16 protein-coding genes are annotated in these 12,974 nt (G+C 72.3%); 12 read left to right on the plus strand and 4 right to left on the minus strand.

All coding sequences use genetic code 11. From position 1 onward, the window contains the following. Window positions 1–1,161: a cytochrome ubiquinol oxidase subunit I gene (locus ABZX11_RS27745; RefSeq protein WP_354918143.1), complete on the minus strand. Its 1,161-nt coding sequence runs from the start codon at window positions 1,159–1,161 to the stop codon at window positions 1–3. Window positions 1,162–1,221: 60 nt separating this feature from the next. Between ABZX11_RS27745 and ABZX11_RS27750 the strand changes: the two genes are divergently transcribed. From ABZX11_RS27750 to ABZX11_RS27770, 5 genes are read left to right on the plus strand one after another with little or no spacing between them, the layout of a single operon-like run. Further along, window positions 1,222–1,539, plus strand: coding sequence for a helix-turn-helix transcriptional regulator (locus ABZX11_RS27750; RefSeq protein ID WP_176172976.1), 318 nt, complete (start codon window positions 1,222–1,224; stop codon window positions 1,537–1,539). Then, window positions 1,536–2,204 carry a permease prefix domain 1-containing protein gene (locus tag ABZX11_RS27755; protein WP_176172975.1) on the plus strand — a complete coding sequence of 223 codons (669 nt, stop codon included), beginning with the start codon at window positions 1,536–1,538 and terminating at the stop codon, window positions 2,202–2,204. Before ABZX11_RS27750 ends, ABZX11_RS27755 begins: the two co-directional genes overlap by 4 nt. Then, window positions 2,201–2,530 carry a DivIVA domain-containing protein gene (locus ABZX11_RS27760; protein WP_354918147.1) on the plus strand — a complete coding sequence of 110 codons (330 nt, stop codon included), beginning with the start codon at window positions 2,201–2,203 and terminating at the stop codon, window positions 2,528–2,530. Before ABZX11_RS27755 ends, ABZX11_RS27760 begins: the two co-directional genes overlap by 4 nt. Then, window positions 2,527–2,985 carry an SRPBCC family protein gene (locus ABZX11_RS27765; RefSeq protein ID WP_354918150.1) on the plus strand — a complete coding sequence of 153 codons (459 nt, stop codon included), beginning with the start codon at window positions 2,527–2,529 and terminating at the stop codon, window positions 2,983–2,985. Before ABZX11_RS27760 ends, ABZX11_RS27765 begins: the two co-directional genes overlap by 4 nt. Continuing rightward, window positions 2,978–3,541, plus strand: a complete 564-nt coding sequence (locus ABZX11_RS27770; RefSeq protein ID WP_354918153.1) for a DNA-3-methyladenine glycosylase I — start codon at window positions 2,978–2,980, stop codon at window positions 3,539–3,541. The genes ABZX11_RS27765 and ABZX11_RS27770 overlap by 8 nt, the downstream gene beginning before the upstream one ends. Window positions 3,542–3,561: 20 nt before the next feature. On the opposite strand, the gene ABZX11_RS27775 is transcribed toward ABZX11_RS27770, so the two are convergent. Further along, the gene (locus ABZX11_RS27775; protein WP_354918156.1) at window positions 3,562–4,356 is read right to left on the minus strand and encodes an enoyl-CoA hydratase-related protein; all 795 of its coding nucleotides are present in this window, start codon (window positions 4,354–4,356) and stop codon (window positions 3,562–3,564) included. Window positions 4,357–4,555: 199 nt separating this feature from the next. Between ABZX11_RS27775 and ABZX11_RS27780 the strand changes: the two genes are divergently transcribed. Beyond that, window positions 4,556–4,723 (plus strand): DUF3117 domain-containing protein, encoded by a 168-nt coding sequence (locus ABZX11_RS27780; RefSeq protein ID WP_013222969.1) that lies wholly within the window; start codon window positions 4,556–4,558, stop codon window positions 4,721–4,723. Window positions 4,724–4,813: 90 nt separating this feature from the next. After that, window positions 4,814–6,265: a leucyl aminopeptidase family protein gene (locus ABZX11_RS27785; protein ID WP_176172970.1), complete on the plus strand. Its 1,452-nt coding sequence runs from the start codon at window positions 4,814–4,816 to the stop codon at window positions 6,263–6,265. Here the strand turns inward: ABZX11_RS27785 and ABZX11_RS27790 are convergent. Beyond that, complete coding sequence (locus tag ABZX11_RS27790) at window positions 6,190–7,155, minus strand: LysR family transcriptional regulator (protein WP_354918159.1); 966 nt, start codon at window positions 7,153–7,155, stop codon at window positions 6,190–6,192. The genes ABZX11_RS27785 and ABZX11_RS27790 overlap by 76 nt on opposite strands. Before the next feature lie 62 nt (window positions 7,156–7,217). Between ABZX11_RS27790 and ABZX11_RS27795 the strand changes: the two genes are divergently transcribed. Continuing rightward, window positions 7,218–8,396: an MFS transporter gene (locus tag ABZX11_RS27795; protein ID WP_354918162.1), complete on the plus strand. Its 1,179-nt coding sequence runs from the start codon at window positions 7,218–7,220 to the stop codon at window positions 8,394–8,396. Here ABZX11_RS27795 and ABZX11_RS27800 read toward each other — a convergent pair. Continuing rightward, the gene (locus ABZX11_RS27800; RefSeq protein WP_091304386.1) at window positions 8,389–9,033 is read right to left on the minus strand and encodes an O-methyltransferase; all 645 of its coding nucleotides are present in this window, start codon (window positions 9,031–9,033) and stop codon (window positions 8,389–8,391) included. The two genes, ABZX11_RS27795 and ABZX11_RS27800, sit on opposite strands and share 8 nt — an antisense overlap. 190 nt (window positions 9,034–9,223) lie before the next feature. Between ABZX11_RS27800 and sigE the strand changes: the two genes are divergently transcribed. From sigE to tatB, 4 genes are all read left to right on the plus strand, one after another. Then, window positions 9,224–9,835 carry an RNA polymerase sigma factor SigE gene (gene sigE / locus ABZX11_RS27805; RefSeq protein ID WP_176172968.1) on the plus strand — a complete coding sequence of 204 codons (612 nt, stop codon included), beginning with the start codon at window positions 9,224–9,226 and terminating at the stop codon, window positions 9,833–9,835. Next, the gene (locus ABZX11_RS27810) at window positions 9,832–10,482 is read left to right on the plus strand and encodes a zf-HC2 domain-containing protein (RefSeq protein ID WP_354918164.1); all 651 of its coding nucleotides are present in this window, start codon (window positions 9,832–9,834) and stop codon (window positions 10,480–10,482) included. Before sigE ends, ABZX11_RS27810 begins: the two co-directional genes overlap by 4 nt. Window positions 10,483–10,694: 212 nt before the next feature. Then, complete coding sequence (locus ABZX11_RS27815; RefSeq protein ID WP_176172966.1) at window positions 10,695–12,212, plus strand: trypsin-like peptidase domain-containing protein; 1,518 nt, start codon at window positions 10,695–10,697, stop codon at window positions 12,210–12,212. 78 nt (window positions 12,213–12,290) lie between these two features. Further along, entirely contained in the window at window positions 12,291–12,707 is a 417-nt protein-coding gene (gene tatB, locus ABZX11_RS27820) for a Sec-independent protein translocase protein TatB (protein ID WP_354918167.1), read from the plus strand. Window positions 12,708–12,974 lie beyond the last annotated feature (267 nt).

The following is a 12,974-nucleotide window of genomic DNA, read 5'->3' on the forward strand; positions in this document are numbered from 1 at the left end:
TCAGACTCCGCTCAGGACGGGCTGTGCGGCGGGCGCGTCGACCGGGTCCGGGCCGCGCTTGGCGACCCGCGCCATGAGCACCCAGTCGGCCACCGCGAGCGCGGCGAACAGCAGTGTGAAAGCGATGAAGGAGAACAGGATCTGGCCGGCCGGGACGTCCGCGATCGCGTCGGCGGTGCGCAGCTTCCCCCAGACCAGCCACGGCTGGCGGCCGAGCTCGCGCACCAGCCAGCCCATGATCGCCGCGGCGAACGGCAGCGGGATCGCCGCGACCATCAGGTAGTGCAGGAACCGGGCCTTGGTGAGCCAGTCGCGGACCAGCAGCAGGGTGCCCAGCAGCGAGCAGGCGAACATCAGGAACCCGAGCCCGATCATGGCGCCCAGCGGCATCCCGACGACGCGCTCGTCCAGCTTGTCGGGCTGGTACGCCTTCAGCTCGCCGAACTGCGCGAAGCCCTGGTTGACCACGAAGATCGAGCCGACGAGCGCCGTGACGACCCCGATCCGCATCGAGCGGCGGAAGAACTCGACCTCGGCCGTGCGCCTGAGGAAGTGCCACGCGCTGACGCCGACGACGAAGAAGCCGCCGGTCACCAGCGCGGCACTGAGCACGTGCGGCAGCGAGGCGACCAGCGCCGGGTTCGAGAACAGCGCACCGAAGTCGTCCAGGCGCAGTCGGCCGTTCTCGAGGCGGCTGCCTGCCGGGTTCTGCAGGAACGAGTTGGCCACCATGATGAACAGCGCCGAGGCGTACGCGGTCAGCGTGACCAGCCAGATCAGCGCCAGGTGCAGCCACCGGGGCAGCCGCCCGAAGCCGAAGATCCACAGGCCGAGGAAGGTCGACTCCAGGAAGAACGCGACCAGCGTCTCGATGGCCAGCGGCGCGCCGAAGACGTCGCCGGCGAACGTGGAGAGCCCGGTCCAGGTCAGCCCGAACTGGAACTCCATCACGATGCCGGTGGCGATCCCGAGGGCGTAGTTGATCACGTACAGGCGGCCCCAGAACCGCGTCATCCGCAGGAGCTCGGGCTTGCCGCCGAGTGTCCAGCGCGTCTGCATCACGGCCACCAAGGTGACCAACCCCAGCGTGAGCAGCACGAACAGGAAGTGGAACGAGGTCGTCGTCGCGAACTGGAGTCTCGCGATCGGGAGAGCGTTCATGTAGCCAGCCTACACATAGCCTGCCTACATGTAGCGAGGCGATGTGTAGACTGCGTACCCATGAAGGCGGACACCCTGCGCGGGCACCTCGACGCGTTGCTGCTGGCGGTGCTCGACGGCCGGAAACTGCACGGCTACGCGATCATCGAGGCGCTCCAGCTGCGCACCGACGGCGCGCTCGACCTGCCCACCGGCACCGTCTACCCGGCGCTGCGCCGGCTCGAGCGGGCCGGCTGGCTGGCCAGCGAGTGGGACGTCGTGTCCGGCCGCAAGCGGCGCACCTACCGGCTGACCCGCTCCGGCGAGCAGGCGCTGGCCGCCGAACGCGCGGACTGGCGGGAGTTCACCGCGGTCATCGGGGGAGTGCTGGAAGCATGATCGACGAGTACCTGGGGGAGCTGGACCGCAGGCTGCACGGCTGCGGCCGGTTCAAGGCCGACCTGCTGGAAGAGGCCCGCGACGGCCTGCACGACGCCGCCGACGCCTACCGCGCGGGCGGCTGGACCGACGAGGAAGCGCAGCGCCGTGCGGTCGCCGACTTCGGCCCGGCGGCCGTCGTCGCCCGCGACTACCAGGCCGAACTGGGCATGCTCAGCGGCGTCCGCACGCTGTGGAAGCTCGTCATCGGCGTCCCGGCGATGCAGATCCTCTGGGACTACGCCCGGATCCTCACCTTCGGCGAGTGGACGAAGCTGTCGACGCCGACGCCCGGCTGGTACAAGGTCGTCGCGCACGCCTCCCACGGCGCGGTGTTCGTCGTGCCGGTGATCGGCGTGCTCGCCCTGCTCGGCATCCGCTGGCTGAGCCGCCGCCTCGACGGCACCGGGCTCGCGCGGTTCTGCGGGATGCTGATCGCGCTCGCGGTCGGCGTCAACCTCGCCTCCGTCGGCATGCTGATCGCCGCGACCGGCGTCGTCGACGTCTCGCGGCTGTTCCTCAGCGTCCCGTGCGCCCTGCTGATGTTCGCCTGGGTGGCGCTTTCGGTCCGGCTCGTCGTGCTCGCGAGACGATCCTGGGGTGGGTATGCCACGATCGTCGCGTGACGACCGCGCTGATCTACCTCGTAGTCATGCTGCTGGTGGCGGCCGTGGTGTTCCTGCTCGCCGCGGTGGTGTTCGGCCGGGGTGAGGAGCTCGCCCCGCTGCCGCCGGGCAGCTCGCCAACGCGGCTGCCCGCGGAGGACATCACCGGCGAGGACCTGGCCGACGTCCGCTTCCAGCTGGTGCTGCGCGGCTACAAGATGTCCGAAGTGGACTGGGTGATGCGGCGGCTGGGTGCCGAGCTCGACGAGCTGCGCGCCCGCGTCGCCGAGCTGGAGCAGCGCGAACGCGAGTGGGAGAGCACGTCCTCGCCCGAGGCTTCCCCGTGACGGACCTGATCCTCTCGGTCGACGTCCGCGCCCCCGCCGGGACGACCTGGCTCGCGCTGACCGACTGGGCGCGGCAGGGCGAGTGGATGCTCGGCACCGAGGTCGAGGTGGTCGAGGGCAACGGCCGCAGCGTCGGCTCGCGGCTCTCGGCGTTCACCGGCGTGGCCGGTGTCGGCTTCACCGACACCATGGAGATCACCAGCTGGGAGCCGCCGGTCCGGTGCGGGGTCCGGCACCTCGGCAGCTTCGTGTCCGGCACCGGCGTGTTCCAGGTGGTCCCGAAGGGCGCGGCGCGCTCGACGTTCGTCTGGGCCGAGCACCTGCGGCTGCCGTTCGGGCCGCCGGGCAGGCTCGGCTGGCCGGTGGTGCGGCCGGTGTTCGCGCTGGGGGTGCGCCAGTCGCTGCGGCGGTTCGCGCGGTTCGCGGAGAACTATTCGGTGGGTGGGGATGAGTGAGCTGATCGGCACCGACGGCGTCGCGCGGTGCAGCTGGGGCAATTCGACCCCGGACTACGCCGACTACCACGACAAGGAGTGGGGCACGCCGCTGCACGGGCAGGACGAGCTGTACGAACGGCTCTGCCTCGAGTCGTTCCAGTCCGGGCTGTCGTGGATCACGATCCTGCGCAAGCGCGAGGGCTTCCGGAAGGCGTTCAAGCAGTTCAAGCCGGCGAAGGTGGCGAAGTTCGGCGACGCCGACGTCGAGCGGCTGATGCAGGACGCCTCGATCGTGCGGAACCGGGCGAAGATCCTGGCCGCGATCAAGAACGCGCAGGCCATCGCGTCGCTGGACACGCCGCTGGACGACCTGCTGTGGTCGTTCGCGCCCGCCTCGCACCCGCGCCCGAAGACGATGGCCGACGTCCCGGCGATCACCGACGAGTCCAAGGCGATGGCGAAGGAGCTGAAGAAGCGCGGCTTCGTCTTCCTCGGCCCGACGACGTGCTACGCGCTGATGCAGGCGACCGGCATGGTCGACGACCACGTCGCCGGCTGCTTCCGGGCCGGCTGAGCCCGGAAGCAGCCGCGGCGTCACTTGCCCTGGAAGTTCGGCTTGCGCTTGCCGACGAAGGCCTCGACGGCCTCGGCGTGGTCGGCGGTCGCGCCGAGTGCGGTCTGGGCGGCGTCCTCGGCGTCGAGGGCTTCCTCGAACGTCGACTGCGCGGCCAGGTTCAGCACGCTCTTGATCTTCGCGTAGGCCACGGTCGGGCCGTTCGCCAGCTTCGCCGCCACCTGCTGGGCGCGGGCGGCGAGTTCTTCGTCCGGGACGACCTCGCCGACCAGGCCGAGCCGCAGCGCCTCGGCCGCGTCGACGGTCCGGGCCAGCAGCATCAGCTCGGCCGCGCGGCCGTAGCCGACCAGCCGCTGCAGCGTCCAGGACGCGCCCGAGTCCGGGCCCAGCCCGACGTTGGCGAAGGCCATCAGGAACGACGAGGACTCGGCGGCGATCCGCAAGTCGCTGGCGTAGGCGAAGGCGGCCCCGGCGCCCGCGGCGGTGCCGTTGACCGCCGCGATCACCGGCTTCTCCATCGACACGATCGCCTGGACGATCGGGTTGTAGTGCTCCTTCACCGTGTGTAGCGGGGCGGGGTCACCCGCTTGCAGCAGCCCGACGTGCTCCTTGAGGTCCTGCCCGGCGCAGAACGCCTTGCCCGAACCGGTCAGCACGACCGCGCGGACCCCCTCGTCGCCGGACGCCTCGCGCAGCGCCGCGAGCAGTGCTTCCTTCAGCTCCACGGTCAGCGAGTTGTACGCCTGCGGCCGGTTGAGGGTGAGGGTGCGCACCCCGTCGGCGTCGGCGGTCACCAGGACGTCGGATGTGGTCACGTCTTCTCCTTGCGCGGAAAACTTCGGTCGGCCGAGAGTCTTTCACCTCGCGCGGGCCGCATACCAGCACCGATACGGCGGCAAAAGATCCCCTCCGCTGATGCGCCCGCCCGCTGATGAGGGACAATGGACCCGAGACCCGGCTGGCTTTCACGCGAGCGCGACCCGGGCGCGCCGGTTGAGACGGAGGGAGCACGCTATGGCGGCCATGAAGCCCCGGACCGGAGATGGTCCCCTCGAAGTGACTAAGGAGGGGCGGGGCCTCGTGATGCGCGTACCGCTCGAGGGTGGTGGGCGACTCGTCGTCGAACTCTCCGCGGAAGAAGCGAAGGACCTCGGCGCCGCGCTGGCGGAGGTCACCGGCTGAGCCTGCCTTCCCGAACCGTCCTTCCGTCGCACCCCGGTCTCCACTCGGAGGCCGGGGTCGCGGTTCCTCTGCGCCCTAAGGTTGCTCACTGTGCGTAATCCGCTACCGCCCGTTCCGGCTACCCTGCTCGACATCGAGGTCGCGGCCGAGCTCCGCCGCGGCGTCCCGGCGGCCCGGCTGGTGGCCGCTCCCGACAACGATGACGTCGAGCCCTTGGAGATCGAGGGCGTGCGGATCACCGGCAAGGCGGGCGACGTGCAGACGGTGCCCGGCGGCGACCCCCGCTGGATCGCGGGGCTCGGCGGCGGTGAGCCGAAGGAGTACCGCAAGACCGGCGCGGCGCTGGTCCGCGCGGTGAACGCGGCCCTGGCGGAGGACGTCAAGGCCGGGGCCAAGGCGTTCCGCGCGGTGCAGCTGGAGCTGCCGGAGGAGGCCGCGGGCGAGCACGTCACCGAACTGGCGCTGGGCCTGCTGCTGGGCGGCTACCGCTACAAGGTGACCGGCGAGGACCCCGCGCCGTCGGTGCGCACCATCCGGCTCGTGTCGCCGGACCCGGCGCTGCCTGCGCTGGTGGAGCGGGCTTCGGTGCTGGCCGCGGCGACGGCGTTGACCCGTGACCTCGCGAACACGCCGTCCAACGTGAAGACCCCGGCCTGGCTGGCCGACACGGCCGCGCGGGTGGCAGGCCCGCGCGTCGAGGCGACGGTCCGGGACGAGAAGTGGCTCGCGGCCGAGGGCTTCGGCGGCGTCCTGGCGGTCGGCGGCGGTTCGGCCCGGCCGCCGCGGCTGGTCGAGCTGGCGTACAAGCCGTCCGGGGCCTCGACGCACCTGCTGCTGGTGGGCAAGGGCATCACGTTCGACACGGGCGGCCTGTCGATCAAGCCGGCCGACGGCATGCACCTGATGCGCACGGACATGGCGGGCGGCGCGGCGGTGATCGCGGCGATCCGCGCCGTCGCCGCGCTGGGGCTGCCGGTCCGGGTGACGGCGCTGGTCCCGTGCGCGGAGAACCACGTGTCGGGTTCGTCGTACCGCCCGGGCGACATCGTCCGGCACTACGGCGGCAAGACGACCGAGGTGGGCAACACGGACGCGGAGGGCCGGATGGTCCTGGCGGACGCGCTGGCCTACGGGATCAAGAAGTACACGCCGGACTACGTGGTCGACGCGGCCACGCTGACCGGCGCGATGAAGGTCTCGCTGGGCCTGCGGACGGGCGGCCTGTTCGCCTCCGACTCGGCGCTGGCGGACGCGGTGACCGCGGCGGGCGCGCGCGTGGGCGAAGCGTGGTGGCGGATGCCGCTGGTGGAGGACTACGCGGAGAACGTCCGCGGCGAGTTCGGCGACGTCCGCCAGACGCCGGGAGGCCCGGGCGGGATCACGGCGGCGCTGTTCCTGCGGGAGTTCACGGCGGGACTGCCGTGGGCGCACCTGGACATCGCCGGGCCGGCCCGGTCGGAGAAGAACTACGACGAGGTCGTGCCGGGAGCGACCGGGTTCGCGGCGCGGACGCTGGTGGAGCTGGCCGCCTCGCTGGCCTGACGGCTGGCCAGCACGTGGTCGCGGAAGCCGGTGACCGCCGGTGTCATCGGCTCGGCCGCCCGCCACACCAGTCCGATCGTCCGGAACGGCGGCGGCGAGAGCGGCACCTCCGCCACGCCCGCCGGCGTGCCCGGCCCGAACCGCGGCAGCAACGCCACCCCGAGCCCGGCCGCGACCAGGCCGCGCACGGTGTCCGACTCCTGGCCCTCGAACGCGATCCGCGGCGTGAAGCCGGCCGCCGCGCAGAGCTCGTCGGTCAGCGTCCGGACGCCGTAGCCCGGCTCCAGCAGCACGAACTCCTCGTCCGCCAGTTCGGCCACCCGGACTTCGCGGCGCTCCGCCAGCCGGTGGCCCGCCGGGACCGACAGCAGGATCTCCTCGTCGACCAGGCCCGCGCAGGCCAGCGCCGGGACGTCCGGCAGCGGGGCCAGCAGCGCCAGGTCCAGCTCGCCGCCCACGAGCCGGTCGACCATCTCCTGCCGCGAGCCCTGCACCAGCGTGAACCGCACCCCGGGGTGGCGCGCCCGGTACCCGCGCAGCAGCGACGGCACCAGCGACCGCCCGAGCAGGTGCAGGAACCCCAGCACGACGTGCCCCGACTCCGGCGCCACCTCCTCGCGCGCCAGCCGGACACCGGTGTCCAGCGCCGCGAGGCCGCGCTCGGCCGCCTCGGCGAGCAGCTCCGCCGCGCGCGTCAGCCGGATGCCACGGCCGTCCGGGACCGTCAGCGGGGCGCCCAGCGCGTCCGCCAGCGCGGCGAGCCGACGGCTGACGGTGGGCTGCGGGACGCCCAGCAGTTCGGCCGCGCGTGTGACGTTCCTCGTCTCCCGGAGGGCGGCGAGCAACGGTAGGTGCGGCGCGACCTGCGCGGACAGCGAGTCATACGTCACCGCATCAATACTGCCACCTTCGTGCATTAGACGTATTGGTTAGTCCTGCTTACTTTCAGGACGTGACTTCCACCCGCCGAGTCAAGACGGCCGTCGCCGCGGCCGGGATCTCCTCGTTCGCCCTGCTCTACGCCCCGCAGCCGGTGCTGCCCCAGCTGGCGGCGCAGTACCACCTCGACCCGGGCGGCGCGGCGCTGGCGGTCAGCGTGGCGACCGGCGCGCTGGCCATCGCGGTGCTGCCGATCGCGGCGCTGTCCGAAGTGGTCGGCCGCCGTCCGGTGATCCTGACGTCGGTCATCGCGTCGGTGGTGTTCGGCCTGCTGCTGCCGCTGATGCCGACGTACCCGGCGCTGCTGGTCCTACGCGCGCTGCAGGGCGTTGCGATCGCGGGGTTCCCCGGCGTGGCGGCGGCGTACCTGGCGGAACGCCTCGGCCGCGCGGGCGTCGCGGCGGCGGTGGGGGCGATGATCGCGGGCAACACGATCGGCGGCATGCTCGGCAGGCTGGCGAGCGGCTTCACGGCGGGCCCCCTCGGCTGGCGCGGCGCGCTGTTGGTGGTGGCGTGCGTGGGGGCGGTCTGCTCGGCGATCACGGTGGTGACGCTGCCGCCGAGTTCGCGTCCCGGCCGCGTCCACGGCGTCGGGCGGGGGCTGCTGACGGCGCTGAGCAAGCCGGTGCTGCTGGCGCAGTACGCGGTGGCGTTGCTGGCGATGGGGTCGTTCGTCGCCCTCTACAACGCGGCCGGCTTCCGGCTGACCGGTTCCCCGCTGGAGCTGTCGCCGGCGGTCGCTTCGCTGGTCTTCCTGGCGTATGCGACGGGCTCGGTGTCCTCGGCGGCGGCCGGGAGGCTGGTGGCCAGGGTGGGCCGCCGCCGGGCGTTGATCGGAGCGCTCCTGCTGACGGCAGCCGGGGCGGCCCTGACGCTGCCGGACTCGTTGCCGCTGGTCATAGCCGGGTTCCTGGTGCTGACGTGCGCGTTCTTCGCGGCCCACGCGGTGGCGAACGGCTGGGCCGCGGCGGACGCCCCGGAGACGGCCCGGGGCCAGGTGGGCGGAACGTACACGGCGACGTACTACCTGGGCAGCAGCGTGGGCGGCGCGGCGGGGGCGTGGGTGTACGGGCACGCGGGGTGGCCGTGGCTGATCGCGGTGGTGGCGGTGTGGCTGCTGCTGGCGGTGGCGGCGGTGGTGGCCGGGACGCGGGTCCGGGCGGAGCGGCTCGAGCTGGCGGCGGTCAGGTAGCCGCGCCGACCAGCAGCCCGCCACCCACCGGCAGCAGCGCCGGGACCAGCCGTTCGTCCTCCCGGAACGCCCGCGCCACCTCGCGCAACGCCAGCGTCTCCGGATCCCGGTGCGCCGGGTCGATCACCCGGCCCCCGGCCAGCACGTTGTGGAACGCGATGATCCCGCCCCGCCGCAGCAGCGACACGCCCAGCTCGTAGCACCCGGGGTACTCGATGTGCGCGGAATCGACGAACACCAGGTCGTAGCCCCCGGGCGTGAGCCGCTGCAGGACGTCCAGCGCGCGCCCGATGATCAGCCGGGTGCGGCCCGGTGCGAAACCGGCCTCGCGGAACGTCGTGCGCGCCGCCCGCTGGTACTCCGGCTCGACGTCGATCGAGGTCAGGACGCCGTCGGGGGCCATGCCGCGCAGCAGGCTGAGCCCGCTCACGCCCGCACCCGTGCCGACCTCGACGACCGCCTTCGCGCACAGCGTCGCGGCCAGGAACCGCAGCGTCGCGCCCGCACCCGCGCTGAGCGGGGTGCAGCCCAGGTCCTCGGCCCGTGCCCGCGCCGAAGACAGCACCTCGTCGTCGGGCAGGTACCCGTCGACGAACCCGGAATCGGCCGGTGCGGCCGCAGGGGTGGGCGTGTTCACGCACGGAGGTTAGCGTTGGTTGTCGATAAATCCGCGCAGGCTCCCTGGTAAGCACCCGGGAAGAAGTTCTCAGCCTGCTCTCAGTCCAGTCTCACTAGAACCATAAGGAACCCGGAGAGACTGAAATCCGAACACACGGGAACACCGTGCCGAGGACCCGCGTTGGGTGGAGCAGACAGGAGAAACGCTGATGGAGGTGCCTGCTCCCACGATGCAGAACGCCGTTGCCGACGCCGGGGCCCAGCCCGTGACCCTGGACGAGGCCGCCTGGACGCCTCCGTCCTGGGACGAGGTCGTGCGCGAACACGGTGACCGGGTCTACCGGCTCGCCTACCGCCTGACCGGCAACACCCACGACGCCGAGGACCTCACGCAGGAGACCTTCATCCGGGTCTTCCGCTCGCTGGCGTCCTACAAGCCCGGCACGTTCGAGGGCTGGCTGCACCGGATCACCACCAACCTGTTCCTGGACATGGCCCGCCGCCGCTCGCGCGTGCGGATGGAAGGCCTGCCCGAGGACACCGACCGCATCGTGGGCGACGACCCGAGCCCCGAGCAGGTCTACTCCGACACCCACCTGGACCCGGACCTGCAGGCGGCGCTCGACGAGCTGCCCCCGGAGTTCCGCGCCGCCGTCGTGCTGTGTGACGTCGAGGGGCTGTCGTACGAGGAGATCGGCGCCACGCTGGGCGTTAAGCTGGGCACGGTTCGCAGCCGCATCCACCGCGGGCGCCAGGCGCTGCGCGCGTCGCTCGAGCGCCGGCGCAGTCACGCACCGCAGTCTGCGAAGGTGACGGTATGACCGCACCGCGAGGCTGGGCGCTCCCCGAGTCGCACTTGCTGCCGGACGTCGTGGTGGCGTTCGTCGACGGCGAGCTGTCCCACGGCGCACGCGACCGCGCGGCGTCGCACATCACCCGCTGCCCGGCATGCGCGGCCGAAGTGCGCGCGCAGCGGCAGATGGGCGAGACGATCCGCCGCGCCGGAGCGCCGTCGATGTCGGCCGGGTTCCTGGCGAGCCTGCAGTCGATCCCGCAGCACACGGAGCTGCCGAGCGCCCCGGACAACCTGGCCGTGACGGCCGACGGCCAGCTGGTCGCTGTCCAGCGCCCCGACCGGGTCGCGGGCCTGCGTGATGCGGGCGTGCTGGGTGGTGTGGCGCCGTTGGGATCATCGGCCCCGCTGGGCCAGTCCCCGAACGTCCTCGGCGGCGGCCGGTTCAAGCGCCGCGCCGCCCAGGGAGCGGGGGTCGTGGTGTCGGGCCTGGTGCTGAGCGCGCTGGCCCTGGTGGGGACCTCGGCGGACGGCGACGGAACCCCGGAGACGGGCGGCGGAGCCCCCCAGCCGGCGAACCTGCTGCCGGCCCAGATGGCGGTGCCCCAGCAGCCGGCCCCGGTGTCGACACCGGGGAGCACGACACCGGCGGTGCTGCCGGCGGGCATCCGCTGAGTTGAACTTGAAGGCCGCTGCGAAGCCACTTTCGCAGCGGCCTTCGACTTGTCCGGGGCCGGGTGGGATTTGCCGGGATTCCGGGTGACCTGCACGGCGGCACCCTGTGGAAGACCTGCCAAGAAACAGCCACTTCACCCGTGGACCGGCAGACTCGGGGCACTGGGCTTGGGTATCGTCACGCCCAGCCACCTGATCTTCTGCACCGGGGAATGATGACCGAGCCGAACGTGAATCCCGAGCAGCCCGGCGCGCGTGAAGCCGACCGGCTGGGCCCACGGCCGCTCGCGCGACCGGCCGTCGATCCCGCGCAGGCCGCCGTCTTCGGCAGGCCGCAGGGTGTCGACGGGGCGTTCGACAAGCTCTACTCCCCGCAGAAGGCCAACGGCGTCAACCTCGCCCCGCCCGCTCCCGAATCGCTCGCCGAGGCCTTCCGGCGGCCGCCCGGGGCCGAAGGGGTGCTGCTCGAACGGCCTCGGGAAGCCACCGGGGACGCTCCGGACGTCGAACCGCCCCTGTGGACCGGCACCCGCGACCCGTGGCGGGATCCCGGGGCCGCCGCCGTTCTCGCCGGGCCCGCCGTGCCCGCCGAAGACGAGGAAAAGCCCGCCAAACGTCCTCCCGGTGCGCTCCTGAGCCTGCCCGAGGTGCTCTTCGGGCGCCGTGTGCAGCCGAAGGCGCTCGTCCTGCTCGGGGTCGTCGCCCTCCTCATCGGTGCCGCCGGCGGGGTCGTCGGGTGGTGGGCCGCCGACACCGGCACCGAGCTCACCGGGTCCGCCACCATCTCCGAAGCCGAGGCCGGCAAGGAACGGCCCGCCGGGTCCGTCGCCGAAATCGCGAAACGCGTCTCGCCCGCCGTCGTCTCGCTCGAGGTGTTCAAGCCCGGCGCCGAGTCCGGCGAGCAGGGCTCCGGCGTCATGATCGACCCGCAGGGCTACATCCTCACCAACGAGCACGTCATCGCCTCCGCCGCCGCGGACCCGGGCGTCAAGGTCACCGCCGTCTTCATCGACGGCACCCGCACCGAGGCCAAGCTCGTCGGCGCCGACCAGAAGACCGACCTCGCCGTCGTGAAGGTGAACGTCACCAACCCGACCGTGCTGCAGGTCGGCAAGTCCGCGGACCTGCAGGTCGGCGACACCGTGATGGCGATCGGCTCCCCGCTGGCCCTGCAGAACTCGGTGACCGCCGGCATCGTCAGCGCGCTGAACCGGCCGATCACCGCGGGCGGCGACAACGGCGCCCCGCCGGTCACCTACGAAGCCATCCAGACCGACGCGGCGATCAACCACGGCAACTCCGGCGGCGCGCTCGTCGACTCCACCGGCGCGCTGGTCGGCATCAACTCGTCGATCCGCTCGTCCGGAGCCGACGGCGGCAGCATCGGCATCGGCTTCGCCATCCCGAGCGACTACGCGGTGAAGATCGCGAAGGCGCTGATCAAGGACGGCAAGGTCCAGCACGCCGACATCGGCATCAACGCGTCGTCGACGGTCGCCGGCTCGTCGACGATGGGTGCCCAGGTGAAGAACGTCGCGCCGGGCGGCCCGGCCGCGAACGCGGGCATCAAGGAGGGCGACGTCATCACGAAGATCGGCAACCGGCTCGTGCGCGACTCCGCCGAGATGACGGTGGCGGTCCGCGCGCACGACGTCGGCGAAGTGGTCCCGGTGTCGCTCGCCCGTGACGGGGCGAGTTTCGTCGTGGACGTAACCCTGGCTTCCGACTGAGTTCCCGCGTTCGGCCTGCCGGCGCGCGGCGGGTGGCGGGTACCCTGGGCGGGTAGGTTCTTCTTCGGAGGTTGACTGGTGTTCGAGAGCGTCGGGTGGGGTGAAATCCTCGTCCTCATCATCGCCGGTCTGTTCATCCTCGGCCCCGAGCGGCTGCCGGAGGCGGCGTCTTGGCTCGCGAAGAGCGTCCGTAAGGTCCGCGAGTTCGCGACCGGCGCGAAGGAGCAGCTCCGCGAGGAGATGGGCCCGGAGTTCGACCAGCTGCGCAAGCCGCTGGAGGACCTGCGCGGCCTGCGAAACTTCGACCCGAAGCGCGTGGTGACGCAGCACCTGTTCGACGGCGACTCGGACCCGCTCGGCCTGAAGGGCATCACGAACGGCAGCAGCAGCACCCCGGCCAACGGGTCGAACGGCTACCTGGCCGGCCAGACCCAGACACCGCCGGAGCCGCTCAAGCCGGGCGAGCGCCCCCCGATCGACCCGGACGCAACGTAGTCGCGGTGTCCTCGACGCCCGCAGCCGGATGAACGGTGCCAACCGCCAGCCGGATCCTCGACGCCCAACCGGCGGCGAACGGCCGATGCGAACCGGCGGCCGAACAGACGGCGCGAACCGGCAGCCGAACGGCCGATGCGAACCGGCGGCCGGTAGCGCAAGGCGACAGAACACCTCACCAGACCTCCCCCGCCCCTCATCCCTGCTATCTGTTCAGCCGGCGGTCGGGTTTGTCAAGGCACGCTTTCCCGCCTTGACAAACCCGAC

The sequence above is a fragment of the Amycolatopsis sp. NPDC004169 genome (genome assembly GCF_040610315.1).
Taxonomy (GTDB): domain Bacteria; phylum Actinomycetota; class Actinomycetes; order Mycobacteriales; family Pseudonocardiaceae; genus Amycolatopsis.